At 44.0% G+C, this 26825-nt stretch carries 27 protein-coding genes and 2 pseudogenes; 25 read left to right on the top strand and 4 right to left on the bottom strand.

All coding sequences use genetic code 11. From position 1 onward, the window contains the following. Positions 1-25 precede the first annotated feature (25 nt). From H6A27_RS07980 to H6A27_RS07900, 17 genes and pseudogenes are all read left to right on the top strand, one after another. A pseudogene (locus H6A27_RS07980) lies at positions 26-268 on the top strand (hypothetical protein); the annotation flags it as partial. Positions 269-386: 118 nt separating this feature from the next. Further along, entirely contained in the window at positions 387-1484 is a 1098-nt protein-coding gene (locus H6A27_RS07975; protein ID WP_204508254.1) for a nucleotidyltransferase domain-containing protein, read from the top strand. Then, on the top strand, positions 1481-1687 hold the full coding sequence (locus H6A27_RS07970; protein ID WP_204508253.1) for a hypothetical protein: 207 nt from the start codon (positions 1481-1483) through the stop codon (positions 1685-1687). Before H6A27_RS07975 ends, H6A27_RS07970 begins: the two co-directional genes overlap by 4 nt. A gap of 209 nt (positions 1688-1896) precedes the next feature. Next, complete coding sequence (locus tag H6A27_RS07965) at positions 1897-2238, top strand: type II toxin-antitoxin system RelE/ParE family toxin (RefSeq protein ID WP_204402178.1); 342 nt, start codon at positions 1897-1899, stop codon at positions 2236-2238. Positions 2239-2244: 6 nt separating this feature from the next. Then, on the top strand, positions 2245-2577 hold the full coding sequence (locus H6A27_RS07960; protein WP_204402180.1) for a helix-turn-helix domain-containing protein: 333 nt from the start codon (positions 2245-2247) through the stop codon (positions 2575-2577). A gap of 241 nt (positions 2578-2818) precedes the next feature. Beyond that, complete coding sequence (locus H6A27_RS07955; protein ID WP_204508251.1) at positions 2819-3010, top strand: hypothetical protein; 192 nt, start codon at positions 2819-2821, stop codon at positions 3008-3010. Between the two features lie 20 nt (positions 3011-3030). Next, positions 3031-3227, top strand: a pseudogene (locus tag H6A27_RS15580) (IS66 family transposase); the annotation flags it as partial. 256 nt (positions 3228-3483) lie between these two features. Then, positions 3484-3759, top strand: coding sequence for a hypothetical protein (locus H6A27_RS07950; RefSeq protein WP_143270490.1), 276 nt, complete (start codon positions 3484-3486; stop codon positions 3757-3759). After that, on the top strand, positions 3756-4892 hold the full coding sequence (locus H6A27_RS07945; protein WP_204402182.1) for an AAA family ATPase: 1137 nt from the start codon (positions 3756-3758) through the stop codon (positions 4890-4892). Before H6A27_RS07950 ends, H6A27_RS07945 begins: the two co-directional genes overlap by 4 nt. Before the next feature lie 3 nt (positions 4893-4895). Further along, a complete protein-coding gene (locus tag H6A27_RS07940) occupies positions 4896-5756 on the top strand; it encodes a hypothetical protein (protein ID WP_204402183.1) in 861 nt (286 codons plus the stop codon). A 231-nt stretch (positions 5757-5987) separates the two neighbouring features. Further along, a complete protein-coding gene (locus H6A27_RS07935; RefSeq protein WP_204508249.1) occupies positions 5988-6926 on the top strand; it encodes an AAA family ATPase in 939 nt (312 codons plus the stop codon). 284 nt (positions 6927-7210) lie between these two features. After that, positions 7211-7651, top strand: coding sequence for a BT0820 family HAD-type phosphatase (locus H6A27_RS07925; RefSeq protein WP_204508241.1), 441 nt, complete (start codon positions 7211-7213; stop codon positions 7649-7651). A gap of 6 nt (positions 7652-7657) precedes the next feature. Then, complete coding sequence (locus tag H6A27_RS07920; protein ID WP_420867849.1) at positions 7658-8455, top strand: polysaccharide biosynthesis/export family protein; 798 nt, start codon at positions 7658-7660, stop codon at positions 8453-8455. 41 nt (positions 8456-8496) lie between these two features. Further along, positions 8497-10935, top strand: a complete 2439-nt coding sequence (locus H6A27_RS07915; protein ID WP_204508240.1) for a GumC family protein — start codon at positions 8497-8499, stop codon at positions 10933-10935. 114 nt (positions 10936-11049) lie between these two features. Next, positions 11050-12348, top strand: coding sequence for an AAA family ATPase (locus tag H6A27_RS07910; protein WP_204508237.1), 1299 nt, complete (start codon positions 11050-11052; stop codon positions 12346-12348). Then, on the top strand, positions 12348-12992 hold the full coding sequence (locus H6A27_RS07905) for a hypothetical protein (protein WP_204508235.1): 645 nt from the start codon (positions 12348-12350) through the stop codon (positions 12990-12992). The genes H6A27_RS07910 and H6A27_RS07905 overlap by 1 nt, the downstream gene beginning before the upstream one ends. Positions 12993-13043: 51 nt before the next feature. Continuing rightward, positions 13044-14300, top strand: coding sequence for a nucleotide sugar dehydrogenase (locus tag H6A27_RS07900; RefSeq protein ID WP_204508234.1), 1257 nt, complete (start codon positions 13044-13046; stop codon positions 14298-14300). A 120-nt stretch (positions 14301-14420) separates the two neighbouring features. On the opposite strand, the gene H6A27_RS07895 is transcribed toward H6A27_RS07900, so the two are convergent. Further along, entirely contained in the window at positions 14421-14816 is a 396-nt protein-coding gene (locus tag H6A27_RS07895) for a hypothetical protein (protein ID WP_204508227.1), read from the bottom strand. Between the two features lie 224 nt (positions 14817-15040). On the opposite strand from H6A27_RS07895, the gene H6A27_RS07890 reads away from it, so the two are divergent. The 6 genes from H6A27_RS07890 (at position 15041) to H6A27_RS07865 (ending at position 20915) form a co-directional block, all read left to right on the top strand. Further along, entirely contained in the window at positions 15041-16765 is a 1725-nt protein-coding gene (locus H6A27_RS07890) for a hypothetical protein (protein WP_204508226.1), read from the top strand. 21 nt (positions 16766-16786) lie between these two features. Further along, positions 16787-18154, top strand: a complete 1368-nt coding sequence (locus tag H6A27_RS07885; protein WP_239469615.1) for a DUF5723 family protein — start codon at positions 16787-16789, stop codon at positions 18152-18154. Positions 18155-18307: 153 nt separating this feature from the next. Further along, complete coding sequence (locus tag H6A27_RS07880; protein ID WP_204508224.1) at positions 18308-19873, top strand: ATP-binding protein; 1566 nt, start codon at positions 18308-18310, stop codon at positions 19871-19873. A 112-nt stretch (positions 19874-19985) separates the two neighbouring features. After that, positions 19986-20210 (top strand): DUF3791 domain-containing protein, encoded by a 225-nt coding sequence (locus H6A27_RS07875; RefSeq protein ID WP_204508222.1) that lies wholly within the window; start codon positions 19986-19988, stop codon positions 20208-20210. Then, entirely contained in the window at positions 20207-20689 is a 483-nt protein-coding gene (locus H6A27_RS07870; protein ID WP_204508220.1) for a DUF3990 domain-containing protein, read from the top strand. Before H6A27_RS07875 ends, H6A27_RS07870 begins: the two co-directional genes overlap by 4 nt. A 4-nt stretch (positions 20690-20693) precedes the next feature. Next, positions 20694-20915 (top strand): hypothetical protein, encoded by a 222-nt coding sequence (locus H6A27_RS07865; protein ID WP_204508218.1) that lies wholly within the window; start codon positions 20694-20696, stop codon positions 20913-20915. Positions 20916-20959: 44 nt separating this feature from the next. Here the strand turns inward: H6A27_RS07865 and H6A27_RS07860 are convergent, their stop codons facing one another. From H6A27_RS07860 to H6A27_RS07850, 3 genes are read right to left on the bottom strand one after another with little or no spacing between them, the layout of a single operon-like run. Further along, complete coding sequence (locus tag H6A27_RS07860; RefSeq protein ID WP_204508217.1) at positions 20960-22141, bottom strand: class I SAM-dependent rRNA methyltransferase; 1182 nt, start codon at positions 22139-22141, stop codon at positions 20960-20962. Between the two features lie 45 nt (positions 22142-22186). Beyond that, a complete protein-coding gene (locus tag H6A27_RS07855; RefSeq protein WP_204508216.1) occupies positions 22187-22771 on the bottom strand; it encodes a 3'-5' exonuclease in 585 nt (194 codons plus the stop codon). A 12-nt stretch (positions 22772-22783) separates the two neighbouring features. Then, entirely contained in the window at positions 22784-23314 is a 531-nt protein-coding gene (locus H6A27_RS07850; RefSeq protein WP_204508215.1) for a DUF5063 domain-containing protein, read from the bottom strand. 169 nt (positions 23315-23483) lie between these two features. Between H6A27_RS07850 and H6A27_RS07845 the strand changes: the two genes are divergently transcribed. Together H6A27_RS07845 and lolA1 are read left to right on the top strand one after the other, a co-directional pair. Continuing rightward, the gene (locus H6A27_RS07845; protein ID WP_204508214.1) at positions 23484-26141 is read left to right on the top strand and encodes an FtsK/SpoIIIE family DNA translocase; all 2658 of its coding nucleotides are present in this window, start codon (positions 23484-23486) and stop codon (positions 26139-26141) included. Positions 26142-26163: 22 nt separating this feature from the next. Beyond that, positions 26164-26766 (top strand): outer membrane lipoprotein periplasmic chaperone LolA1, encoded by a 603-nt coding sequence (gene lolA1, locus H6A27_RS07840; protein ID WP_204508209.1) that lies wholly within the window; start codon positions 26164-26166, stop codon positions 26764-26766. Positions 26767-26825: the final 59 nt, after the last annotated feature.

Below are 26825 nucleotides of genomic sequence, written 5' to 3'. Positions count from 1 at the left end.
CCATAACCCAATAACATCAATGATTATGGCGAAAGAAAAAGTAAACTATCAGGAGGTATATGACCTCTACCAGTTATGCAGCGAGACCAAGGATCTTCGCGAGTTCTGTACGGATTATGGAGTAAACTACGACAAGTTCATGAACTGGCAGCGTCACCAGCTGTGGAGTGAGAAGTTAGGCAAGACAGTTCAGGCTGAACAACCTAAGGTTGCCAAAGTCCAGATAACCGGCAAACCATGCGATAGTCCTGCTGTAAAATTGGAAGTAACCAGTGAAAAGGATTGCGACAAGAAATCCCTTCTATTAAGTTTTTATAAATCGGGATGTTAAAACAGAAATAAAATTGTCTTGGTTGAGAATAGAATGAACATAAGCACTATTTATTATGGTTAATAGTTTAACAAATTTCTTTTTCTCATTAATAAGACTAGGACTGGGCATATCCCAGTCCTTGCCATTTAAAGAGATAACAGACAAAGAATGGAACGCAATACTGAAGATGGCACACAAACAAACCATGATGGGGATAATGATGGATGCCATAAACAGACTGCCAGACGGTATATCAAGACCTCCAAAAGACATTTCAATGAAGCTTGTGAAAATGGGTGTGAATATGGAACGTTTCAACAGGATGATAAATCTAAAAGCGGTTGATATGACTTCATTCTTCAACGAGAAAGGTATGGATGCGGTACTGCTGAAAGGACAGGGATTGGCCGCTCTCTACCCTAACCCGCTGCATAGAAGCCCCGGGGATATAGACCTTTGGGTTGATGGTGACAGAAAGATTCTGATGCCTATCTGTAATAAAGAACTTAAAGGGGAAGAGTTTACGTATCATCATATTGACGTAATACTATCTGACGGGATTGAACTGGAGGTACACACTACCCCATCGTGGATGTATGCGTATCACAGGAACAGTGCTTTGCAGAGGATGTTCAGGAAATGGATTAAGGATGCGAAATATATAGAGCTGCCTGGAGGTGCTGGACGGGTGAAGGTGCCATCGGACGAGATGAACAGGGTGTATCTGATGGTGCATCTATACAGGCATGTGTTCAGTGAAGGTATAGGACTGAGGCAGATGGCGGACTATGCGGTGTTCCTGTCAAAGGGTTGTACGGAGGAGGATAAGGCTATAGCTATGGAACATCTGAAGGAACTGAATATGACAAAATTTGCAGGGGCTGTGATGTATGTAATGAAAGTGGTGTTCGGACTGGAGGACAGTTGCCTGCTGACTGTTCCGGACGAGAAACGTGGCAAAATTTTGCTACAAACTATATTAGATGGTGGTAACTTCGGAAAGTATGACTCTTCTATTGACCGTTCTATAAAGAAAGACTCTGCCATGAGCTTCATTACAAGGAACGCAAGGAACTTCAGACTGATTAAGGAGTATCCTGAAGAGGTGATATGGGGACCGGCGTTCAAGTTATGGCATTTCTTATGGAGAATCTTGAACAGAAACTTATGAAACAGATAAAATATTATATCAGCAGGCTGAGGGTTACTGCTTCGGACAGCTATTCTTTCTCGATTCTTTATATAGCAATATGGGCTGTTATAGCTGTCGGGCTATATATAGCAGAGAATATTATACCTTTTTCCGAATATTCGTTTTACAGTTTCTTTCCGGACTTGTTTCTTTTCTACGCCATTATGATCTGGGGACTTTGAAACAATGTAATGGGGTTAAATCAAAAAATGAATCTGTTCTTGACTTATTGATAAGTCAGAGGGACGAAAAACCTTCGTTTATGAAAAATCATATAAGTGAAAACAATAGCTTCTTTTGATGAAATAATGTTTAAAGAAAATATAGTTATATTTATTTTGTTTGCTTATTTGGAAACAAATGACTAACTTTGCATTTGAAGTTAAATATCATGGAAGCAAAAACTATAAAAGTAATATTAAGTGAAGAAGCTGAAAATTTTGTGAGGCTTCAACCCATTAAGGCGCAACAGAAGATTACCTATAATATCCGTAAACTGGAAAGCGGAGTGATGGATAAGGATCTATTCAAAAAACTGGATAATTCTGAAATTTGGGAGTTGCGCACATTGTTTAGTGGTATATGCTACAGGCTTTTTGCTTTTTGGGACACAGAAACGGAAACACTTGTTGTAGCAACACATGGAATCATAAAGAAAACTCAGAAAACCCCGCAAAAAGAAATACAACGGGCAGAAGAAATAAGAAAAGAATATTTTAACGATAAAAAATAATATATTATGGCAAAAATGAAGTTTACCCCTGCAGACAATCTGGTGGATGAAGTATGGGGAAAAGTAGGAACTCCTGAAAGAGACGCAATGGAAGCGCAGCTCAAAGACGAGGTAGAGGCTTACTTCGTAGGGGAAGCTATCAAAAACGCACGCCTGAGACAAAACCTCACACAAGAGGAACTTGGTGAACGTATCGGTGTGAAACGCTCACAGATAAGCAAGCTGGAAAGCGGAAAATGTTCCATCACACTTTCCACTATGGGAAAGGTGTTCCGTGCTTTGGGGATAGATACCGCCACATTGGACTTAGGTATAGAAGGAAAAGTTGCTTTGTGGTAATATGGTCCAAAATGCAAATTTAAAATTATCCTCACATCCTTGTTCATATAGGAAATGGAATGGTAATACTTGATACCGTCTAATACCCACACATTGATTTGGTATAATATCGATGTATGGTAGGTATGAGGAAATCATAATTTCACACATGACACGCTGTTTGGTAACCATCCAAAATTGGCGTATTGACTAGCATTGCTCTTTCCCATACCTTCGTGCTAAACTTAAAACTTGAAAGATTATGTTTAGCGAAAAAGATTTTGAAAGACTGTGGTTTCTCTACAAGACCGAAGGCGAACCCAAAGGAGTTTCCATCAACTCGTTCTGCATTAGCAACAATATTCCATACACTGCATTCTATGACTGGTTCAAGAAGACACAGAAGAAGGTTGTACCTGTAGAAGTGGAAGGTATTCCGGAAGAGTTGATTTAAACAGGTAATGAAGAATAGCAATCACTGTCCAACGGAAGAACAGCCTGTTCTTCGGAAGCGTGAAAGGAATACAGAACTCCGCTATCTATAATACCTTTATAGAAACCTGTAAACAGGTAGGAGTCTCCTTCAGGGACTACTTCTGCAAGCTGCTCAGAGAATTAAAAAAGGGAAGAACTGATTACGAAAACCTTCTTCCATGACAATATGCAAATAATAATCGTTAAATTTAGATAAGATAGGATGCGGTTCAGCAAATTAAACCAAGCAAGCTTGTTTATCTGCGTTCACCTTTCACTATCTTTGTGGACTCTTTCTTAGACGGGTGCCTGCGGGCGCCCGTCCAAAAGGGGGTACCCTAAAATTGGAAACTTACAATTATTTCTTCCGAATGCTCAAACAAAACTTGCCATCAGTGCATCTGTTTGAATTTATTTAGTATCTTTGCCCAAAAGGACTAAGGTATATCAATTATGCTCTATATAATAACATACGACATCAATACTACAGTTAAAGACTATTCCTCATTGTATGAACGCATAAAGAAGCTGGGAGATAGCTATCAACATCCGTTGGAGTCTGTGTGGTTCCTCTCCAGTTCTTATAATGCAACTTTCATTTGCAACATGCTTAAGCAAGAGATGACAGATAAAGACCATGTATTTGTTGGCGAACTGAAAGCTGATAGTGATGTACAAGGATGGTTGCCAAAGTCTTTTTGGGATTGGTTTAAAAGCGAAAAACAATGATAAAGACGCTATCCATACAGAATTTTAAGGCTTTTGATGATTTACAAAAAATACAATTAGGCAGCCTTACATTATTAACGGGCATTAACGGACGTGGAAAGTCTTCGTTTTTGCAAGCCTTGTTATTATTGTCGCAATCGTTACGGAATTCTGCCCAACATACATTGAATAATCTGCTACTCAAAGGAGATTGGGTGGATTTAGGTAGCTTTTCTGATGTAAAGAATGTTTATGGCATGCATGACTTACCCATAATTTTCACTATCGAAACAGACAATGCTACAGACAATCGGTTTCGGTTATCCTATAAGGCAGGAAATGCTTCTTCAATGGGAGACTTATGTGGCATGGAGGTAGGCGGTAAGGAAATGTTTTCTGAAAGTTCTTTTTATGATGAAAGTGTTTCGGCTGAAAAAAGCGGCACGCTTGTCGCTCCTGTGATTTCAGGCTATACGTCTTTAACGAGTCTGCAACGGATGTATTACATCTCGGCAGACAGGGAGAGTGCACAAAATGAAGAAGATAATGTATCGCGTTCTTCTTTATGGTTAGACAAAAAAGGGCGGAACATACTGAACGTAATCTATGCGGAGGGAGAAGCTTTTCAAAAAAAAGTGGAACAGGAATTGAGCAATATATTCGATGGAGCTACTTTCTCGATAAAAGAAGAGGGAAACGCTTTACGTCTTTATATGGATTCTACAAACAATGGTCGCTTTTTCCATCCTGTAAACGTCGGATATGGTTACAGTTACGCATTGTCACTGATAACGGCTGGATTACTGGCAGAAGAAGGGGAAATTATTATAATAGAGAATCCAGAAGCACATTTACACCCCAGCGCACAATCTGCCGTAATGAATTTTTTCTGCAAAGAAGTTTTGCCTAAAAAAGTGCAATTGTTTATCGAAACACATAGCGACCACATTGTCAATGCTTCTTTGATAGCCGTCCGCAATGAAATCTTAAAGAATAACCAATTGGAAATTCTTTTCTTTTCTCGGAAACAGGAAGAAAAGAAATCATTTATGGTACAAAACCTGGAGATTACGGCAAAAGGCAGGGTGAAAAATCCTCCTAAGAACTTTTGTGATCAATATGCTATGGATCTGCGGACATTAATGGGATTCTGACTTATGAAGACAGCCTTTTACATATTGTTTAAAGAGTATAGCGATTCATCTCATTCACCATCTGCGCTTTATATAAAGGACAATACGGAAACAGACCCTGAACAGATTGTAAAAGAAGTCAATGAGTGGCTGAAGATTGCGCATTTTTTCAAGTACGAACGATGTGACCGTTACTATGATTCGGAAAATATGAAAGGTGTGTTGTACCCCTACATTGCTTTGCAAGAAGAATACGAAGAAGAAGAATACCCTAATATAACAGTTGTGATCCAGGCTTTATTGAATGAGGAAGGTTTTGTAGACTGGAGGGATGAACCGTTGGAATCAGGAGAACAGTATTCATTAAATAATCAAGATGTAACGAATAACTGTTTAGGAGAAATGGCAAGAAATGAAGCCCAAGGCAATGCCGTTGTGTTGCTTAATTGTAATGCCTTCCACTTTAGGTCACCCATTGTCTTATCTGTTAATCCAACTGGAAACAATGTCTCTATCTATTGGTATAATGACATCCGCTCCCTTCATCAATGGTTTTCAGATAACCGCCGGCCTCAACGGGTGTATGTCTATAATCCCAAACATGGTGATGATAAACATCCGGCTCAAATGATAGCAGGAACAACGAAAAGAGCTGCCCAATTGTTGACGAACCGCAACGACACGGAACGGTTACTTAAATTAGCTGTGGGAACAGATATAAATTCAGCTTTATGGTATTATGACGAAGCAAACAACTGTTATATTTATTTTGAAAACCAAAACGAACTTCGTCTTGCATTCCATGGCTATCACTTATCAGAAGGTGAAGAAAACTACGATAATATAGATTTCCATAAACTCAGCCTGTTGTCTGAGGAAAAATAAAAATTCCACTATCACTTACTTCATAGTATAGAATGGTTACTCGAAAGGGGGAATTATGAGTAATCATTAGGTAAAAATGCATTGCAACGGCAAGACCATGACGCTGGAATCGGGTATGCGAGGCTGGAAATGAAGAAGTTCTGAAGAGAAGTTGAAAGAGAATATATGATATGAATATTTGTCATTATCGGGGGAAAATGATAAATTTGCGAAACACTACAAAAACCAATCATGATAGAAAACATAAGAATAAACAATTTCAAGTCGTTGGTGGAAGTGGAACTGACAGACTGTAGAAGATATAACCTACTGTTAGGCCGCCCAAATGTGGGCAAAAGCAATATACTTGAGGCTCTCGCATTGTTCTCTATTCCTTACCTGGTATATTCGAAACGTGAGTTGCGTGACACGGTGAGATACAGCAACAGTATGAACGAACTGTACTTTAACGGCAACACATCGGAACCTATAAGCGTGACGGCCGGTAACCATAACTTGCGTATCGCAAATAATGACGGCATAAAATATACTTGGGACTACTCTGATGGCGATAAAAAAGAAAGCCTGGTTATCAATGGCGGCAAGATAGCGGCAAAACGCAACAATGCTGTGTTGATGCCTGAATTCAAAAAATATGATTTCAAGAAGCTTGACAAATTTTCCGTGTCGGAGTTGCCTTTTCTTTTGCCTGCAGGTGGGGAGAACATAATGCAAATAATACAAAACGATGGTGGTCTGACGGATGAGATAAGAGAGATTGTGGCAGAATACAATCTGCAACTATTGTTTGACACTGCGACAAAGGAAATAAAGTTCCAGAAGCAGCTTAACGAGACTACCGTATTCTCCATTCCGTTCTTCTCCGTATCGGATACGTTGCAACGTCTTATTTTCTACAAGGCAGCAATAAGCAGCAACAAGAACTCTGTTATTATGCTTGAAGAGATTGAAGCGCATTCATATCCTCCGTTCATATCTAAAGTGACCGGAAGCATAACGGACGACAAGAGCAACCAGTATTTCATCACTACACACAGCCCATACGTGGTAAACGATTTCCTGGAGTTGCAAACCGACGAGGTAGCGGTGTATCTTACAGACCTCAAAGACGGAAAGACTATCATAAAGCGTCTCTCGGATGAAGAGGTGTTAAGGGGATTGCTGTTATAAAATAAAAATCGTTTGGAGGAAACAAAGTTCCGAATAGTGCATTGCAACGGCAAGACCATGACGCTGGAATCGGAGTATGCAAGGCTGGAGATGAGGAAGTTCTGAAAAAAGCTGAAACGGGGATGCAGTAAACAGGAATTGACCGCATTTAGGAATTAAAAGCCTGAAATTTGAGTTTTCGCTTTGTACTTCGCTATATATTAGCTATCTTCGCAGCCGGAATACAAAGTTTTTTGTTTAAAAACGTAACATTTTGTAAAATAGTAAAATAAAATCGAAAGCGAATGATTATAGCCATAGATTTTGACGGGACGATAGTGGAACATAAATACCCGGAGATAGGAAGGGAGATCCCTTTCGCGATTGAGACGCTGAAACGTCTGCAGGCGGACAGACACAAACTGATTCTGTGGACTGTGCGCGAAGGCAGGCTGCTGGACGAGGCGATAGAGTTCTGCCGCGAACGTGGACTGGAGTTTTATGCCATAAACCGTGACTACCCGGAAGAGGAGAAGGGAAAGAACAGCCACTACTCGCGCAAACTGAAGGCGGATCTCTTCATAGACGACCGTAACCTGGGGGGGCTGCCGGACTGGGGTACCATTTACGAGATGGTGAAGAACAGACTGAGCTATGAGTCTCTACTGGACCACTACGAACAGGACCGCGAGGATAACGGAAAAGAGAATAAGAACAAAGGTTTGTTTAAAAGATTATTCGGATAATATAATATGATGAAAAAGTACTTGTTTATCGCACTTTTGGCTGCGGGACTGATGAGCAGCTGTACCTCGTATAAGAATGTTCCTTATATGCAGGATATTGAGACTGTAAATAACTATGGTAAGGTTATCCCTCTGTATGACGCCAAGATTATGCCGAAGGATCTGCTGAGCATTACTATCAATACTACGGACCCGCAGGCGGCGGCACCATTCAACCTTACGGTGCAGACTCCGCTGAATGCTGCACTAACTAATATTAATACTACAACCCAGCCTACATTGCAGCAATACCTTGTCAATAATAAGGGGGAAATTGATTTCCCGGTAGTAGGACGCCTGAAAGTGGGTGGACTGACTAAGAATGAAGCTGAAGACCTGATACGCGAAAGGCTGCAGCCTTATCTGAAGGAGAAGCCTATTGTGACTGTACGTATGGCGAACTATAAGATTTCGGTGCTGGGTGAGGTGGCTCGTCCGGGAACATTCACCGTAAGCAACGAGAAGGTGAATGTGCTGGAGGCTCTTGCGATGGCAGGTGATATGACGGTATATGGTGTGCGCACAAACGTGAAGCTGATTCGTGAGGACGCAGAAGGAAAGCGCGAGATTGTGCAGTTGGACCTGACGAAGAGTGACCTGATTCTGTCGCCGTACTTCTATCTGAAACAGAACGACATTCTGTATGTCACTCCGAACCAGACTAAGGCGAAGAACTCTGATATAGGTACAACAACCACTACATGGATTTCGGCGACATCAATCATGGTGTCGATAGCCAGCCTTATAGTGAACATTCTGAGATAAAAAAGAGAAAACAACTAATAACGCACATATAATACTGAATCATGCAGGAACTGAACAACACTCCTATGCAGGAGAATCAGGAAGAGGAATCTTTCAACATCTATGAGATAATATTCAAGTATCTGGTGTACTGGCCATGGTTTGTGGCAAGCGTAATAGCGTGTCTTGCGGTGGCATTCCTATACATGAGATACCAGACTCCGGTGTATAACATTTCGTCGGCTGTGCTGATTAAGGAGCAGGACCCGAGGACTAAGGCGATGAATGCGGCAAACGGTGCATTAGGGGCACTGCAGGACATGGGGGGATTCTCGATGACAAGCAGCTTCGACAATGAGGTGGAGATACTGAAATCGCGCACGCTGATAAGCAAGGTGGTGACTGAGCTGGGGCTTTATATCAATACTTCGGAAAAAAGATTCATGGGATATAATGTTCCGCTGTACAGGACTTCGCCTGTAAATGTGTTCATTACTCCGGAAGAGGCAGAGAGACTGTACGGAGGGGTGAAGCTGGACATGAAATATACCGTGGAAGGTAAGCTTTCGGTAAAAGCTAAATATATTCTGGAAGAGGATGAAGAGGAATATGAAGTAGAAAAGGAATTTGAAAGTCTTCCAGCGGTATTCCCTACCCCTGTTGGCGTATTCTCGTTCAGCAGGAATGATTCGGTACCTGCTCTGGAAAAGGATATTGAGTTGGTGACTTATATCTCATCGCCTACGGCTACGGCTATTGCATACGCCAAGAACATGTCAGTGGAGCCTACTTCGAAGACTACTACAATTGCGGCACTGAGCGTGCAGAATACAAGCAAGCGCAGGGCTGTGGACTTCATAAACAGCTTAGTGAGAAACTATAACCAGGACGCGAACGACGAGAAGAACGAGGTGGCACGCAAATCGGCCGAATTCATAGAGGACAGACTCGCTATTATCAACTCTGAGTTAGGCTCCACGGAATCGGAACTGGCGGCTTTCAAACAGCGTTCAGGACTGACTGACCTTACTACAGACGCAAAGATAGCTCTGGAAGAGAGTACAAAATATGAGCAGCAGAAGATACAGAACGCCACACAGATAAGCTTAGTGGAATTCCTGCAGAACTATATAAACAATCCGGCGAACGCGAACGAGGTGATTCCTGCAAACGTGGGACTTCAGGATGCGAACCTGACTTCGGTGATTGACCAGTATAACACAATGATTATTGAGCGCAAGAGACTGCTGCGCACTTCATCGGAAAACAATCCTGCTGTGGTGAATATGAACACAGGAATTGAGGCGATGAGAAAGAGCGTGCATACCACTGTGCAGAGTGTGCTGAAGGGTCTGCAGATAGCGAAGGCTGACCTTGACCGTCAGGCAAAGAGACTGGAGACAAGGATAAGCGACGCTCCGCAGCAGGAGAAAGAGTTCCTGACTATTTCGCGCCAGCAGGAGATAAAGGCTACGCTGTACATAATGCTGCTACAGAAGCGTGAGGAGAACGCCATAACCCTGGCGGCTACGGCAAACAATGGACGTATAATAGAAAAACCGCTGCCGGACAGAGCGCCTGTTTCGCCAAAGAAACCTATCATTGCTCTGGCTGCACTGGTAATCGGACTGGGTCTGCCGGTAGGATTCGTATATCTGAGAGACCTGCTGAAATATAAGATTGAGACACGCGAGGATGTGGAAAAAATAACCGACGTGCCTATCATAGCGGAGCTGCCTACAGCGACAAAACCTGAACACGGGGCGATAGTGATACGCGAGAACCATAACAACATAATGGAGGAGATGTTCCGCGGACTGAGAACGAACCTGCTGTTCGTGCTGGAAAAGAACCAGAAGGTGATACTGTTCTCGTCAACCCAGCCGGGGGAAGGAAAATCGTTCGTGGCAGGTAACACGGCGGTGAGTCTGGCATTTCTGGGCAAGAAGGTGGTGATAGTGGGTATGGATATCCGCAAGCCGGGACTGAACAAGGTGTTCAACCTGAGCCGCCGCGCGGAGGGTATAACAAACTATCTGAGCGATCCGGAGCATGTGAACCTGTTCGACATGATACAGAAATCGGACATCAGCGACAATCTGGATATTCTGCCGGGTGGTCCTGTACCTCCTAACCCGACGGAACTCGTGGCACGCAATGTGCTGGACAAGGCAATAGAGCTGCTGAAAGAGAAATATGACTACGTAATCCTGGACACAGCGCCTATAGGTATGGTGACGGATACGGCAATCATAGGCCGTGTGGCGGACGCATGTGTATATGTGTGCCGCGCGGACGTGACTCCGAAGGCGGGATATGAGTTTATCAACGTACTGAAGAGGGAAAAGAAGTTCCCGAAACTGGTAACCGTAATAAACGGTATCGACATGAGCAAACGCCGAAACAGCTATGGCTACGGATACGGACGCAAATACGGCTACGGAAAGGGCTATGGCTACGGATACGGATATGGTTATGAGGGGGAAAAGAAGAAAAGCTAAGTAAAAGTCTCCGACACTTAATTTTGGTGTCGGAGACTTTTTCACTTAAATGCGCATTTGTTTTGTAATTCTCTGTTTTTGGATTATTTTTGTGTATAATTTAATATTTTCGATATGAGACTTTCATTATCAAACATAAATAAAATAGGGAAGGCTGATATAAAGATTAATGGGCTTACTGTAATTGCCGGGACAAACGATTCAGGTAAGAGTACTGTGGGAAAGATGTTGTTCTCAATAATAAAAGCACTGACAAACAGCAAGGACAGTTCAAAATCAATAGATGACACTATAAATACGAAAGTAAAAGCGCTATATAGAAGTCTGAGTGACTTTGACATGTTATACGGCACTTCGCTTAAAAAAGACATTTTCGGCAGGAATCCCAGTATTCAAATTGCCAGACTGATTAAAGCGCAGAGCAAAGTTGTTTTCGAAATCTTGAGTAGAATATCCGCAGCTATGGAAGAAGCGGAAATCAAGCCATTACACAAAGCTGTGGTCAATAATCTTATCTCGGAATTATTAGTCCTTATGAAAGAAAGCGGAACTCATGAAGGTATGCTGAAACGGGAACTGCAGGCAATTCTGAAGGCGGAATTCATGAATTCGGTATGTACGTATGACACAGAGCAATCAACTATAGTGTTCTCTGACGAAAGCGGAAGTAAGGAACTGAGTGTAAGTCTGTCGGATAATAATATCAAAGAAGTGAGAGGCGGTAACGGATGTTTCTTCGACGACATCACCCTGATTGAGTCGCCGCTGTATTTGCATATAATTGACGCTTTGTCTTCTGCCAGGACTTTCAACGAAGAGGAAAGAGGAGTGCTTGCGTCATTCAAACCACTGGTGAACTATCACATAAAGGATTTCGCCAAGAAACTGGAAAGTTTCAAATACAGCATCATGGATTCACTCTTTTCCTTTGACGAAACGGAATATATGAACAACATCACAGGAGGATGTTTCAGTTTTGACCAGGACAGCAAGAATATTCTATGGATAAAGGATGACAAGAAGTTCCAGGTGGTAAATGTGGCTTCCGGTATAAAGTCGTTCGGCGTAATGCAGATGCTGAAAGGTGTTGAATCGATAAATGAAAGAAAAATTCTTATTTGGGACGAACCCGAAAATCATCTTCATCCCGAATGGCAGATAAGGCTTGCGGCTATGTTGGTAGAGGAAGCTTCGAAAGGTATTCCTATTCTTGTTACTTCGCATAGTCCGTATTTTATTCAGGCCATCAGATATTACTCCAATAAAATGAAAATGGAAAAGTTCGTGAATTATTATATGGCTGATGAACAGGAGAACGGTACGTGTATAATGAATGATTATACAGAAGATCTCAACAAGATTTTCTTCAAACTGGCTCAGCCAATGAACGATATAATTAATATGGGCTTATAATGGATATGAACTCGGCTAAATATGTCTTTGACTGCATCCTGAAATATTCTGATAACGGAACAGTATCATTATGCTTATTACACAAGCCGTGTATCGGAAACTTTTGCGGTAAGCCACAACAGACTCAGGTAATTGATTTTGACAGTATAAAGGAAAAATGGGATAAAGCGCATAAAATATCATCACATTCGTCTGTTGATGCACTGACATATAATAATAAACTGTGTTTTGTTGAAATTAAAGGCTGGAAAAAGTTTCTGGAGAATCAGAAGTTGTTAAAGAAGAATAGTTTAACGGAGAAAGATGAGGATATTCTTAGAGATAAGATTGACAGGCAATCGGCAAGCTACGATTATCAGAAAAAACTTCTTGACAGTATAATCCTATGCGAGAATATCTCAGGTCAGAATAATATAAGCAAGGATGTACCGATACTGTTTATTCTGGTAACTGATATTAATCCTAGGATTAATCCTATTGAATCGTTTGCAGAACAATTGTTTATGCTTGCAAGTACTTCTACGAGTTGGGAGAAGATTTGCAGTGAAACAATGTATAATCATTTGAAAAGTCAATTGGGAACCGATAATACATTCTTTATCCAATGTAATAAATTTGATGATTTCATAAAAAAACACGGTTAAAACAGTTGGATTATCTAAAATCAATAACATTATATAAATGGGAGTTGAAATATGAAAAAGAATATAGCAGTAGCAGGAACAGGGTATGTGGGACTGTCGATAGCAACATTACTGGCGCAGCATCACAGGGTGACGGCTGTGGACGTGATAGCGGAAAAGGTGGAGAAAATAAACAACCGCATCTCTCCTATCCAGGACGACTATATAGAGAAATATCTGGCGGAAAAGGAACTGGACCTGACTGCCACTCTGGACGGAGAGGCGGCATACAGGGACGCGGACTTTGTGGTGATAGCGGCTCCTACGAACTATGATCCGGTGAGGAACTATTTTGACACTTCGCATGTGGAGGAGGTGATTGACCTGGTGCGCAGCGTGAACCCGGGAGCGGTGATGGTGATAAAGAGCACGATACCGGTGGGGTACTGCGAGGGGCTGTACCGCAAGTACGGAAGGAACCTGAAACTGCTGTTCTCGCCGGAGTTCCTGAGGGAAAGCAAGGCGCTGTATGACAACCTCTACCCCAGCCGTATAATTGTGGGGTGTCCGAAAGACTCTGTGTGCGACCATGCGGAGGAACTGAGGCAGGCGGCAAGGACTTTTGCAGGGCTGCTGCAGGAGGGGGCGATAAAAGAGAATATCGACACTCTGTACATGGGACTGACGGAGGCGGAGGCGGTGAAGCTGTTTGCCAACACGTATCTGGCGCTGAGGGTTTCGTACTTCAACGAGCTGGATACTTATGCGGAGATGAAGGGGCTGAACACCGTGGATATCATAAACGGTATAAGCCTTGACCCGAGAATAGGTAACCACTATAACAATCCGTCGTTCGGATACGGAGGCTACTGTCTGCCTAAGGACACGAAGCAGCTGCTGGCAAACTATGCGGACGTGCCGGAGAACCTGATTCACGCCATTGTGGAATCGAACCGCACAAGGAAGGACTTCATAGCGGACCAGGTGCTGAAAATGGCGGGATACTACTCTGCCAACTCGCAGTGGGACATGGATGTGGAGAAGAACGTGATCATAGGGGTTTACAGACTGACAATGAAATCGAACAGCGACAACTTCCGACAGAGTTCCATACAGGGGGTGATGAAGCGAATAAAGGCGAAGGGGGCAACGGTAATAATCTACGAACCTACGCTGGAGGACGGAACTACTTTCTTCGGCTCGAAGGTGGTGAACAGCCTGGAGGACTTCAAGCGCATGAGCGGCGCCATCATAGCGAACAGATATGATGCAGTGCTTGACGACGTGAAGGAGAAGGTGTATACGAGGGATGTGTTCAGAAGAGACTAGGAAGCAATTAAAAATTAATAATTAATAATTAAGGGCGGTCACCGCGATGATGTGGTGGCCGCCCTTATTGATTTAATCCGAGAAATGTTTTTTACTGTCTGATTTTTTGTTTTTTGATTATCATACCTGTTCCAGTATAAACTCCATAGGAATGCTCTCGCCATCCCAGTCGGTAACCTTGAGAATTATCTTACCGTCGCGAAGCTCTGCCTTCTCTGTCTCTCCCTCGATGGTGAGGTAGATGTAGTTGCCATCTACTGTATATGTACCTGTGGATACTTCTTCTTCATTGTCGCTTATCTGACCGTCGCCATTCAAATCCATCCTTACAGAAGCTGTGAATGTGGTCTCCTGAAAATTCAAACGAAGAGTGGCAATTACAAGATCGCCAAGACCGATATTTCCTTCCCACTTTGTTCCGGCAAGATCGTCGGTTGATGAAACTTCATCTTTTGAACATGATGTGAACGCAATGAAAGGCATAAAGAATGCCAGAATAAATAATAACTTCTTCATAACTCCGGTTTTTAAAATTAAAGTAAATGTAATTTCGATTCCTCAGATTCCCAAAGTTATATATATTTTCACAATAAAGCGAAATTTTATGGTGCTTTTTTTCTGAAAAAATGGTGGATTTTTCATATCTTTGCACAGAAACAAGGTAAAGAGGTTAAAATTTTGTATATCAATAAACATTACCACACTAAATTTAATGACTTATTTATTAACAAATTTGACGTATGAAGAGAAATTTTAAGAATCATGCAGTCGTGGGCGTATGTGCCCTGGGACTGATTGGTCTGAATTCGTGTCAGGTGGATGACGCATACGACCTGGACAAGGAGATTGACAAGACTATTACTGTGGGGGGAGACCTTACTGTTCCGGGCAGCAGCACGGACAATATGATGCTGAAGGACCTGCTGGAAATAGAAGAAGGAAGCGCTGTACAGGCTGACAACAACGGCAACTATATGCTGAAACAGGGTGGCGGTGAAAACAGCAACGACATCGAAATACCTGAAGTGACAATTGAGACTGCCGGAGGATTTACAGGAGTGGAAATAGACGGTGTGAGCAATAATACCGGCGGAAGCATGGATATTCCTGCCACTAATGTCGCTATAGAACAGAACATCGCACTGGACATCAACTCGGACGGCGTTACTTCTGTACTGAAGAAACCTGTGTACGTGAATACAAGCTGCGTGAACACAAGCGTGGTGATCAAACTGAAAAAGACAGGTACATCGAACATCACCGCGAAACTGAGCGACTTCGAGGTGGTGTTCCCTGAATTCATGACTATTGAGACTTCGGCAACTGACTGGGAAGTTACAGAAGGAAGAATCCTGACACTGAAAAGCGGTGAAGGACAGAGCTTCAGCGACGACGTGAAGATTCCTATCAACATTACTAAAATAGACTTCGAAAAGGCCGGTGCAGAGTATATTTTCAAAGATGACGTGAAGGACAACAACGTAATCAAACTGAACGGGGATATCGCACTGAAAGGTAATATCTCGCTGAACGGTTCGATGAACAGCGGTGCATCTGCCAGCATCAAAATTGATATCGAATCGAACGAAATAACTGTGGAAGAAGTGAGCGCAGTTGTTGATCCGGAAATCGACATCACTATAGACCCGATAGAGGTGGCAGAACTTCCTGACTTCCTGAACGACGAGGAGGCAGCCATTGAGCTGACTGACCCGAGACTGTTCTTCACTGTGACTAACCCTAGCCCGATACCGGTGACATTCGGAGCAACACTGATTCCGATGAAAACGGGTGCGGTGATGAATAGTGTAGATATCGAGGGCATTGAGATACCGGCAAACTGCGAAAATTATGTTATCTGCATACATCAGAATGCAAACGTGGATGCCGACATTGTGGCTGACAGCAAGGTGATTGTGGAAGATCTGCATAACCTGATAACAAAAATACCTGAATTGATTGAAGTGGAAAACGTAGAGGTGACTGTGCCTGAAACTCCTGTGACTGTACAGGCTAACAAAAACTATAAAATGTCGACTGCTTACGAAATCAATACTCCGCTGATGTTCTCGGAAGGTACAAACATTGTGTACACAGAAACAATGGACGGATGGGGAAGCGACCTGGAAGACATTGAATTCAACGAAATAGAGGCTACAATGAGCGTAAACAACCAGCTGCCTCTGGGAGTGAAGTTGAGCGCAGTGGCTGTGGACAACGCAGGCAACGTACTGAATAACGTGGTGGTGAATATTGACATGGACATCAAGGCAGGTGCTACAAGCGATGTGAAATTTACGGTTACTACTACAGACGGAAGCATGAAGGGTCTGGACGGACTGAAACTGACTGTGACTGCTACAGGAAGCGGGGAAACAAGCGGTGTGTGCCTGAACGAAAACCAGTACATCAAGATTACTGATCTGAAACTGAAGCTTAAAGGTGGTATCACTATGGAGTTGTAATATTTAAAATGAGGAGAAACAATGAAAAATATAACTAAATATATGATGGCTGCGACTATGGTGTGCGCAGCAACAGGAATGTCGGCACAGGCTCTCAGCTCGGGATACTTCCTGGACGGATATCTTTTCAAACATCAGTTGAACCCGGCATTGCAAAGCGACAAGGCGTATGTGAGCGTACCTGTGCTGGGAAATATCAACATAGGTACAAGGGGTAACATCGGACTCGGAAACTTCCTCTATCCTACTGCCAACGGCGGACTGACTACCTTCATGAACAGCAGCATCAGCGCTGACGAGTTCCTGAACGGACTAAGCACAAACAATAAGTTGGCAATGAACCTGGATATGTCTATACTGTCGGCAGGATTCAGAGCATGGGGTGGTTTCAACACAATCGATATAGGACTGAGATCGCATACTTCGGTGAACATTCCGAAGGATATGCTGGAGCTGATGAAGGTGGGACAGAGCGGTCCGACTACTGTGTATGACATGGGTGACATGGGAATGTCGAGCGCAAACTATGTGGAAGTGGCTTTGGGACACTCAAGACAGATTAACGACAAACTGAGAGTGGGCGCGAAAGTGAAATTCCTCTTAGGCGGTATGTATGCCGACATGTCTCTGAAGAACACTCACGTGACACTGAGCGAAAATGAATGGGTTGTATCGGCCAACGGAGAAATGAACATCGCCGCTAAAGGTATGACTGTTCCTGAAAAGGACGGTGGACTGGTGGACTTCGACAATATAGAATATGACAGCCCTGGATTGAGCGGTTTCGGTCTTGGTATCGACCTTGGCGCGACATACGAGGTGATAGACAACCTTACCGTATCGGCTGCAATCAAGGACTTGGGATTCATTGGATGGAGCAACAATACTTACGCTTCGACCAACAACGAGCCTTGGAGATTCGACGGTTTCGAAAACCTTTCGTTCAGCGACGAGGACAACAAGCTGGAGAACCAGCTGGATGCTCTTGGTGATGAATTTGAAGACTATGCCAACCTGCACAGAAGAAGCACGGGAGGTAGTCTGAGCAAGGCTCTTGCCGCTACTCTGGTGGTGGGTGCGGAATATGCACTGCCTATGTATGACAAGCTTTCGTTCGGTCTGCTCTCTACTACCAGATTCAACGGCCCATATACATGGTCGGAAGGAAGACTCTCGGCAAATGTATCGCCTCTGAGCTGGCTTGAAGGTGGTGTGAATGTGGCTGTGTCAAGCTTCGGAACTTCCGCAGGATGGATTCTGAACTTACACCCGAAAGGATTCAGCATCTTTTTAGGAATGGATTGTTTGGTTGGAAAGGTTAATCCTCAGTTTATTCCGGTGAACAACGCTAACGCAAGCTTCAGTTGCGGATTTAACGTGACTTTCTAAAAAAACAACTCCATAAACGGATAAAAAAAATTGCTCCCCGATTTCGAGGAGCAATTTTTTTTTGTTGTTCTCTGTTTTTAGATTATTTTTGTGTAGAATTTATTGGTAAAGCTAATATTTTAGTGTATATTTCCTGAACTTTAATTGACCGACATGAAATACCCTATTGGAATGCAAAGTTTGGACCAGATAATTGAGGATGGTTATCTGTATATCGACAAGACTGATATTGTTTACCGCCTGACGCATGAAGGAAAAATTTATTTTCTGAGCCGTCCGCGACGTTTCGGTAAGAGTCTGCTTGTGTCGACTCTGAAGAACTACTACCTGGGCAGGAAGGAGCTGTTCAGGGGGTTGAAGATTGATGCGCTGGAAAAGGACTGGAAGGTGTATCCGGTGTTTCATATAGACTTCAATTCGACGAACTTCACCATCAGAAGGACACTGTGGCAGAAGCTGAACGCTCTGATTGGAGACTGGGAAGAGAAATATGAGGTGAGGATTCCTGAAGAAGGACTTGACCTGGGTGACAGGTTCATAAGCGTGCTGGAAGCTGCCCACAAGCGGACGGGGCTGCGTGCTGTGGTTCTGGTGGACGAATACGACAAGCCCATACTGGACGTGCTGGATGTGGACAAGAGTCTGGAGGAGGAGCACCGCAACATCCTGAAAGGATTCTATTCCGTGTTCAAGGGAGCGGACGAACATCTGCAGTTCGTGTTACTTACGGGAGTGACCAAGTTCTCGCAGGTGAGCGTGTTCAGCGGTTTCAACCAGCCGGATGACATAAGCATGTCAAGGGACTATGAAACCTTGTGCGGGATTACCACAGAGGAGATGGAAGCTTATTTGAATGAGGACATAATGGAAATGGCCGGAGAATACGGCTACTCGTACGACGAGATGAAGAGCAGGCTGAAGGCACAGTACGACGGCTATCACTTCAGCGACAAAATGACGGATGTGTATAATCCGTTCAGCATGCTCAACGTCATGAAGTCAAAGCGCATGAACGACTACTGGTTCAAAAGCGGTACCCCTACTTATCTGCTCCGTCTGCTGGCACACTGGGATGAGAACATGAACGAGATAACTGGCAGATATTATGCCCCGGAGGAGTTCATCGACTACAAGGCCACGGTGGAAAAGCCGCTACCTATGATTTATCAGAGCGGATATCTGACAATCAAGGATTTTGACATGAGACGCAACAAGTTCCTGATTGATTATCCTAATAATGAGGTGAAGAAAGGATTCCTGTCGCTTGTGGCTGCCGGATATTTCAATACACGCGAAAGTGTAGGCTCATGGATTGACGATGCCGTGTCGCAACTGGAAGAAGGCAGATTAGACGATTTCCGCGAAGGGCTGACTTCCTTCCTGGCAAGCATTCCATACACCATGCGCCGCAAGGAAAACGAACGCGAGAGAGAACGCTACTTCCACTATACGTTCTATCTGATTATGCGCCTGATAAGTGTATATACGGTATATACGGAGAAGGTTCAGAGTTGCGGAAGAGTGGACTGCATAGTTGAGACTCCAGACTATGTTTATATCTTCGAGTTTAAGCTGGACGGCACAGCAGAGGAAGCACTGCATCAGATTGAAGAGAGGGGTTATGCCGGTGAATATGCCGCTGACAAACGCAAAGTCTATAAGGTCGGGGCTTCTTTTTCATCGGAGACGGGTACCATAGCGGAGTTTGAAGTGAGATAGTAACTTGTATATACTTGTTCACTATATGCGCATTTTTTTTGCTGTTCTCTGTTTTTAGATTATTTTTGTGACATTAAAGAATTTCTGATGTTCTGAAGATTTTTGTATTACCATGAATAAGAAGGAAAAAGACATTGCCCTATTCATAGCATTCTGTATTGAAGAATACGCAGCAGACAAAGGAATGAGCGGTGAGGAGGTTCTTGACGTGTTCACGAAGTATGGAGTGACTGATTATCTCAACAAATGCTTTGAACCGCTTCACACTCAAGGTCGCCAATGGCTGATAGATGAGATAGACGAGTTTATAGCAATTAGAAAGGACAAGAAAGGATGAAGATATATCACGGCAGTTTAGAGGTAGTGAAGTATCCTATGATACTCCAGCCTAACCGTAAACTAGATTATGGTGAGGGCTTTTATACCACAACCTCGGAAAAACAATCAAAAGAATGGGTGGAGAGACGTATGATTGAAAAGCACTCTGAATGTGGATATGTGAATATATATGAGTTTGATGAAACGAAATTGTCGGAACTAAAAAGCCTTATTTTCACCGAACCAAGTAAGGAGTGGGCTGAGTTTGTCATGGCAAACAGAACAAGGAAAGGTTTTACTCACGATTATGACATCGTGTATGGACCGGTAGCCAATGACAAGGTTTATCTTCAGTTCGGTCTATATGAGTCAGGAGCTATAAGTGTTGAAACGCTAATCCGTGAACTTAAGACATACAAGCTTGTTGACCAATATCTTTTCCACACGGAGAGAGCACTGAGAACCTTGAATTTTATTGAAGCAATTAGAATAAATTAACGATATGTTCCAAATTGATCAAAGTAATCTTCACTTGCTGATACCAGGAAAAATAAGCTGGCTGGTGGAATACCTGCATGATGACTATGGTTTCACGCTGCAGGAGTGTCTGAACCGTATTTACCGTTCGAATCTCTACAAAAAACTTTCGACGGAAACTACTAAATATTGGCATTTGGGTCCTATAGACTTATATGAAGAGCTGAAAAGTGAGCTGCGGATTTAACTATATGTAGAATAAAAAAAACTCCCCGATTTGGGGAGTTTTTTTTATTCTACATATAGTACCAGTCCCTTGAGGTATTCGCCTTCAGGATGGTAGATATTTACAGGATGATCGGCCGGCTGGGTGAGCTGGTGCATGATGCGTACGCTACGTCCGCTCTGGGCAGCCGCAGTGAACACGGCATTGCGGAAGTCCTGCTTGCTTACTACCTGAGAGCAGGAGAAGGTGAAGAGAATACCTCCCGGACGGATTTTCTCGAATGCCTTGGCATTAAGCTTGGTGTAACCGCGAAGGGCATTACGCAAAGCTCCACGATGCTTGGCGAATGCAGGCGGGTCGAGGATGATGAGGTCGTACTCCCCTCCCATACGGTCGAGATACTTGAAGGCATCTTCGGCGTATGCCTCATGACGATTGTCGCCGGGGAAATTGAGTTCCACATTGGCGCGGGTGAGGTCGATAGCCTTGGCCGAGCTGTCAACGGAATGTACAAGACGCGCGCCACCACGCATAGCGTAGAAAGAGAAGCCTCCAGTATAGCAGAACATGTTGAGGACGTTACGGCCGAGAGCGTAGTGCTCAAGCAAGGCACGATTCTCACGCTGATCGACAAAGAAACCTGTCTTCTGACCTTTCAGCCAATCGACATGGAAGAGAAGTCCGTTTTCCTTTGCAACATTCTCCGTGCTGCCTCCAAGAAGGAAACCATTCTCCGTTGATTCAAGATCGGCTTTGAACGGCAGGGTGGTCTCGCTCTTGTAATATATGTTCTGTACTGTATCGCCCATCACTTCCTTGAGGGCTTCCGCTATCTCATGACGATAGATATGCATACCTGCCGAATGGGCCTGCATGACGGCTGTATGGTAGTAGAGGTCGATGATAAGACCGGGAAGATTATCGCCTTCGCCATGTACAAGGCGGCAGGCATTGTTGTTTTCCGTACCGATAAGGCGGAGTGCCTTACGCAGGTCGCGCGCTACAGTGAGACGGCGTACCCAGAAATCGTGGTTAATTTCTTCTTTCTTGAACGAAAGGACACGCACGGCTATACTGCCTATCTGATAATGTCCGGTAGCTATGTACTGTTTGTCGGACGTATAAACTTCTACTACTTCTCCTTCTTCAGGATTACCTTCCACACGTGCTATGGCTCCTGAGAATACCCAGGGGTGGAAACGGAGAAGAGACTCTTCTTTTTTGGGTTTTAGATATACTTTGTTCATGTTGAGTTTTTGAGTTTTTGAGTTTGTTGCTGTAAACTTACAAACTTACAAACTCATATTGAGTTCCTTATATATTCTCAATGTCGCCCATGCATCGGTGGCGGCATATAGCTGCTGTGCCTCGGTAAGGGTATCGGCTTCCCAGTTGGAAAGGCGCTGGTTCTTGGATATCTTCTTTCCGAAAAGTATCGCATAGATTTTCTGGAGACTTTTCTCGTTGATGCCGAAGCGCTGCACATAGTCCTGAAGCTCAATCCAGTTGCCTACCTTAGGGTCCTTGTTGTTTGCCCTACGGAGCATACTGAAATCGTCGCGGAGCGAAAGCCCTATCTTAAGGGTGTCGTTCTGGAGAAACTCTTCCAGGAAATCCGGTATTCCTATGCGGTTTAGTCTGAACAGGAAGCATGTGTCAACGGTAGATATCTGAAGGAGGGCGACCTTGTTTATCTTGCCTTTCTTGAATGATGGGCGGGTCTCCGTATCGACACCTACAACCGGACACCTGTTAAGGTAAGATACAGCCTTACGGGCATCTTCCTCGGTATAGATAATGATAATACGTCCGGGGAAAACCTCTTTGGGCATTTCGGATATCAGTTTCTTGTCTATAGTGGGTTGATATTCTGTCATGTCGATACGCTTTTACTCAACCGGCTCATCCGAGTGATACTTTACATTATGCAGGGCCCGCATTACATTGACAAGCGTACGTCCCCAGTATGCGGCAAACTGTTCGCGGCATCGCCATAGGGCATCGTTCATTGTTCTGTCAAGTCCCAGGCTATATACACACACGAAATCTTTCAGCGGCTGGTATATATCGGCAAGGCCTTCGGATATATTCTGCTTTATAGGTGTGTCGCTGAACGCCATGTCATCAAGGAAAACCTCAAGATAGTCATCGTCAGGACCGAGCTGGGCGGCTATTAGGCTGCGGAGATGTTCGTAATCGGTCTCTGTGACGAATGTCTCAGGCTCGATGTCGTCGAGGGGTTCGCAATCGGGAAGCAATGACGCTTTCAGATAAAGCAGCGGGAGGAGCTTGAGCGAACGGTCGACAAACTCTGACGGCTGCATTTCGGGAGTACGTTCAAGGAAACCGCAGAATTCGGCGGCTACAGTGACGAACTCGACTGTGTTTGCATCGAAAATTGGTTGATTTGATGATTTCATGAATATTTTATATGTTTACAATAAATTACTTCTTTACCTTCTCTACCTTCTCTTCTTCGCAAAGGTATGAATTTTTTCTGTTTTTATTGTTGTTTGATTACTGTTTTCATGGCGATTGTATTATCTTTGCATAACTATTTTAAAAAATGGAAACAAATAGATATATGTTATGAGTACAAAAAAGGATAATAAAAAGAAAACAACGGATATAGAACCAAAAGATAACGGCAAGAAAATCAAATCGGCCCTGAATGGAGAAACAGGGCATTTTGTAGGCGGACTGTTATGCCTCATGTTCGGCGTGTATATGTTTCTTGCATTCACATCATTCCTCTCGGCAGGAGGAGCAGACCAGAGTGTGACGGCTGTAAACTCGCTCGGCGAGACTGAAGTGGTGCAGAACCATACGGGACCTGCAGGAGCCAGGCTGGCTGAATTCCTGATAAACAGATGTTTCGGTATTCCGGCATATCTGATTGTTGTGGTGTTGCTTATAGCGGGAACCAAGCTGATGAAGGCATATAACTTTACTGTCTGGAAATGGTTCCTGGGATGTATGTGTATCATGTACTGGCTGTCGGTGACATTAGGGTTCGCATCAGGCAATGTGTTTGAAAACTCGTTCATCTACCCGGGAGGTATGCACGGATATAACGCGGCGATGTGGATAGAATCGTACATAGGTGTGCCGGGACTGATACTGCTTCTGCTGTTCTGCGGTATAGTAATAGGTGTGGCTATCAGAAGACAGACCATGAACTTGGTGAGAAAAGTGATACATCCGGATTTCAAGAGGAAGAATACAGGTGATGACATAGCCGGAAATGAGGCCGATGAGAATATAGCCACTGAATCTGCCGGGGAAGAGGTTCCGGTAGTGAAGGAGCAGGTAAAGGAGGATGTTGCCGACGAAGAGCCTGAGGACAAAACGGAAGAACCGGCCAAGAATGAGAAGAAGAAATGGTCGGAAAGGCTGATGCCCGGCGGTATATTGGGCAAGCTTTTCGGCAAAAAGAATGATGACGGAGAGAAAGAAAATGAAGATGAGGAAGAAGATGCCACAGCAGCCGAAGATGATGTCAGAGAGGATGAAAACGAGCCTGACATTTACGCTGAGGAAGTATATACAGACGACGTGAACTATGCTGACAACGGTATTGAACTGCCACTGGATGATGAACCTCTTGACGAAAAAAGAACAGTTGGAGCCGAAACAGCATCGCATAACGCAATAGCTGATGACGAGGAACCTGCTTTCGAAATAGAAGAGACTAAGGAAGAGGAAAAGGTAAGAGGCGACCTGAACGTGCCGTACAATCCAAGACTCGACCTGGAGATGTACAAGTTTCCCACATTGGACCTGCTTAAGACTTATCCCGACGACGGACCAAGCATCGACATGGAAGAGCAGACCGCCAACAAGAACAGGATTATCCAGGTACTGAGAAGCTTCGGTATAGAGATTTCGTCTATCAAAGCCAATGTCGGTCCTACTGTCACTCTTTATGAAATCACTCCTGCCGAAGGCGTGAGAATATCGAAAATCAGAAATCTTGAGGATGATATAGCACTGAGCCTCTCGGCTTTGGGAATACGTATCATAGCCCCTATTCCCGGTAAGGGAACCATAGGTATAGAAGTGCCTAACGCAAGTCCGAAAATCGTTCCCATGAGTTCTGTACTGTCCAGCAAGAAATTCCAGGAGAGTACGTACGAGCTGCCTATCGCCTTGGGCAAGACTATCACGAACGAGGTGTTCATGGTGGACCTGGCAAAGGCTCCGCACATGCTTGTGGCAGGTGCTACAGGTCAGGGTAAGTCCGTGGGACTGAATGCCATCGTGACATCACTGCTATACAAGAAACATCCGAGCGAACTGAAATTCGTGATTATAGACCCTAAGAAGGTGGAATTCGCCATATACGCTCCTATAGAGAAACATTTCCTGGCAAAACTGCCTGACGCTGAGGATGCAATCATTACAGATGTTACCAAAGTGGTACAGACACTGAACTCGCTCTGTGTGGAAATGGACACCAGATACGACTTGCTTAAGAAGGCCGGATGCAGAAACATCAAGGAGTATAACGCGAAGTTCATAAACCGTCAGCTTAATCCTGCCAACGGACACAAGTTCATGCCGTATATAGTGATAATAATAGATGAGTTCGGCGACCTGATTATGACTGCGGGCAAGGAGGTGGAACTGCCTATATGCCGTATAGCCCAGTTGGCACGTGCCGTAGGTATTCACGCCATAATAGCTACACAGAGACCTACGACGAACATCATCACCGGTACCATCAAGGCCAACTTCCCTGCGCGTGTGGCGTTCAGAGTGGCGTCAATGATGGACTCAAGAACTATTCTTGACCGTCCGGGAGCACAGCAACTTATCGGTAAGGGTGATATGCTTTATCTGCAGGGCAATGACCCTGTACGTGTACAGTGCGCATTTGTGGACACTCCTGAGGTGGAAAGAATATCGGAATATATCAGCAGACAGCAGGGCTACCCTACCGCGTTCGAGCTTCCTGAATATGTGGACGAGAATGCCGAACCAAGCGGTGCGGCAGATGTGGACATGAACAGGCTGGACCCTATGTTTGAAGAGGCGGCAAGACTGATTATATATCATCAGCAGGGCTCTACATCGCTTATACAGAGGAAACTCTCGTTGGGCTATAACAGAGCCGGACGCATCATGGACCAGCTGGAAAGAGCCGGTATAGTAGGTCCTGCAAACGGCAGTAAGGCAAGAGACGTGCTGTGTATAGACGAGAATGACTTGCAGATGAGGATGAGCCAGCTGAGAGGAAATAACTAACAACTAAAAGCCTGGAAAAAAAATGAAATACCATATACTGCTTATATTAATGATAATACTGCCACTACAGGCTTTTGCACAGAAGGATGCAAGGGCAAGAGAGGTACTTGACGGTATGTCGGCCGAATACAGTAAGTCGGCAGGCACGACTATAGTGTTCGACGGTACGCTGAAAGGAACTATTGCACTGAAAGGCGACAAGTTCGTACTGGATTGCGGCGGCATAAAGAGCTGGTTCGACGGAGAGACACTATGGAGCTATGTGGAGGACAATGAGGAAGTGAATGTATCATCGCCTACAGCTGAAGAGATACAGGCCATCAATCCGTATGCCATGATAGGCATGTATAAAAACGGATTCAACTATACTTACGCCGGAACAAAAAACATAAACGGCATGAGATGTGAAGAGGTAATACTCACCCCGGAAAAGAAACAGGACATAAAGAAAATCAGTATCGCTGTGGACAGTAAAAAGCATCCCGTGTATGTGAGACTGGAAAACAGTCAGGGCGACACACAGGAGTTCAAGGTGAAAGAATACAAGACACAAAATCTGACTGACACATTCTTCAGATTCAACCCGAAGGAGTATCCCAACGCAGAAATAATAGACTTGAGATAAAGCCCCCCCTACTTACTTTACCTTCTTTACTACTATATTACTATATTACTATAATACTA

It is taken from the genome of Bacteroides caecigallinarum (assembly GCF_016902295.1).
GTDB lineage: Bacteria > Bacteroidota > Bacteroidia > Bacteroidales > Bacteroidaceae > Phocaeicola > Phocaeicola caecigallinarum_A.
Note: the sequence above shows the minus strand (reverse complement) of the source record. Positions and strands in the feature narration are given on the sequence as shown.

Excerpts from the sequence above, each read along its gene's own strand:
- H6A27_RS07975 (WP_204508254.1), top strand. The coding sequence starts at position 387 with ATGGTTAATAGTTTAACAAATTTCTTTTTCTCATTAATAAGACTAGGA.
- H6A27_RS07970 (WP_204508253.1), top strand. The coding sequence starts at position 1,481 with ATGAAACAGATAAAATATTATATCAGCAGGCTGAGGGTTACTGCTTCG.
- H6A27_RS07965 (WP_204402178.1), top strand. The coding sequence starts at position 1,897 with ATGGAAGCAAAAACTATAAAAGTAATATTAAGTGAAGAAGCTGAAAAT.
- H6A27_RS07960 (WP_204402180.1), top strand. The coding sequence starts at position 2,245 with ATGGCAAAAATGAAGTTTACCCCTGCAGACAATCTGGTGGATGAAGTA.
- H6A27_RS07955 (WP_204508251.1), top strand. The coding sequence starts at position 2,819 with ATGTTTAGCGAAAAAGATTTTGAAAGACTGTGGTTTCTCTACAAGACC.
- H6A27_RS07950 (WP_143270490.1), top strand. The coding sequence starts at position 3,484 with ATGCTCTATATAATAACATACGACATCAATACTACAGTTAAAGACTAT.
- H6A27_RS07945 (WP_204402182.1), top strand. The coding sequence starts at position 3,756 with ATGATAAAGACGCTATCCATACAGAATTTTAAGGCTTTTGATGATTTA.
- H6A27_RS07940 (WP_204402183.1), top strand. The coding sequence starts at position 4,896 with ATGAAGACAGCCTTTTACATATTGTTTAAAGAGTATAGCGATTCATCT.
- H6A27_RS07935 (WP_204508249.1), top strand. The coding sequence starts at position 5,988 with ATGATAGAAAACATAAGAATAAACAATTTCAAGTCGTTGGTGGAAGTG.
- H6A27_RS07925 (WP_204508241.1), top strand. The coding sequence starts at position 7,211 with ATGATTATAGCCATAGATTTTGACGGGACGATAGTGGAACATAAATAC.
- H6A27_RS07920 (WP_420867849.1), top strand. The coding sequence starts at position 7,658 with ATGATGAAAAAGTACTTGTTTATCGCACTTTTGGCTGCGGGACTGATG.
- H6A27_RS07915 (WP_204508240.1), top strand. The coding sequence starts at position 8,497 with ATGCAGGAACTGAACAACACTCCTATGCAGGAGAATCAGGAAGAGGAA.
- H6A27_RS07910 (WP_204508237.1), top strand. The coding sequence starts at position 11,050 with ATGAGACTTTCATTATCAAACATAAATAAAATAGGGAAGGCTGATATA.
- H6A27_RS07905 (WP_204508235.1), top strand. The coding sequence starts at position 12,348 with ATGGATATGAACTCGGCTAAATATGTCTTTGACTGCATCCTGAAATAT.
- H6A27_RS07900 (WP_204508234.1), top strand. The coding sequence starts at position 13,044 with ATGAAAAAGAATATAGCAGTAGCAGGAACAGGGTATGTGGGACTGTCG.
- H6A27_RS07895 (WP_204508227.1), bottom strand. The coding sequence starts at position 14,816 with ATGAAGAAGTTATTATTTATTCTGGCATTCTTTATGCCTTTCATTGCG.
- H6A27_RS07890 (WP_204508226.1), top strand. The coding sequence starts at position 15,041 with ATGAAGAGAAATTTTAAGAATCATGCAGTCGTGGGCGTATGTGCCCTG.
- H6A27_RS07885 (WP_239469615.1), top strand. The coding sequence starts at position 16,787 with ATGAAAAATATAACTAAATATATGATGGCTGCGACTATGGTGTGCGCA.
- H6A27_RS07880 (WP_204508224.1), top strand. The coding sequence starts at position 18,308 with ATGAAATACCCTATTGGAATGCAAAGTTTGGACCAGATAATTGAGGAT.
- H6A27_RS07875 (WP_204508222.1), top strand. The coding sequence starts at position 19,986 with ATGAATAAGAAGGAAAAAGACATTGCCCTATTCATAGCATTCTGTATT.
- H6A27_RS07870 (WP_204508220.1), top strand. The coding sequence starts at position 20,207 with ATGAAGATATATCACGGCAGTTTAGAGGTAGTGAAGTATCCTATGATA.
- H6A27_RS07865 (WP_204508218.1), top strand. The coding sequence starts at position 20,694 with ATGTTCCAAATTGATCAAAGTAATCTTCACTTGCTGATACCAGGAAAA.
- H6A27_RS07860 (WP_204508217.1), bottom strand. The coding sequence starts at position 22,141 with ATGAACAAAGTATATCTAAAACCCAAAAAAGAAGAGTCTCTTCTCCGT.
- H6A27_RS07855 (WP_204508216.1), bottom strand. The coding sequence starts at position 22,771 with ATGACAGAATATCAACCCACTATAGACAAGAAACTGATATCCGAAATG.
- H6A27_RS07850 (WP_204508215.1), bottom strand. The coding sequence starts at position 23,314 with ATGAAATCATCAAATCAACCAATTTTCGATGCAAACACAGTCGAGTTC.
- H6A27_RS07845 (WP_204508214.1), top strand. The coding sequence starts at position 23,484 with ATGAGTACAAAAAAGGATAATAAAAAGAAAACAACGGATATAGAACCA.
- lolA1 (WP_204508209.1), top strand. The coding sequence starts at position 26,164 with ATGAAATACCATATACTGCTTATATTAATGATAATACTGCCACTACAG.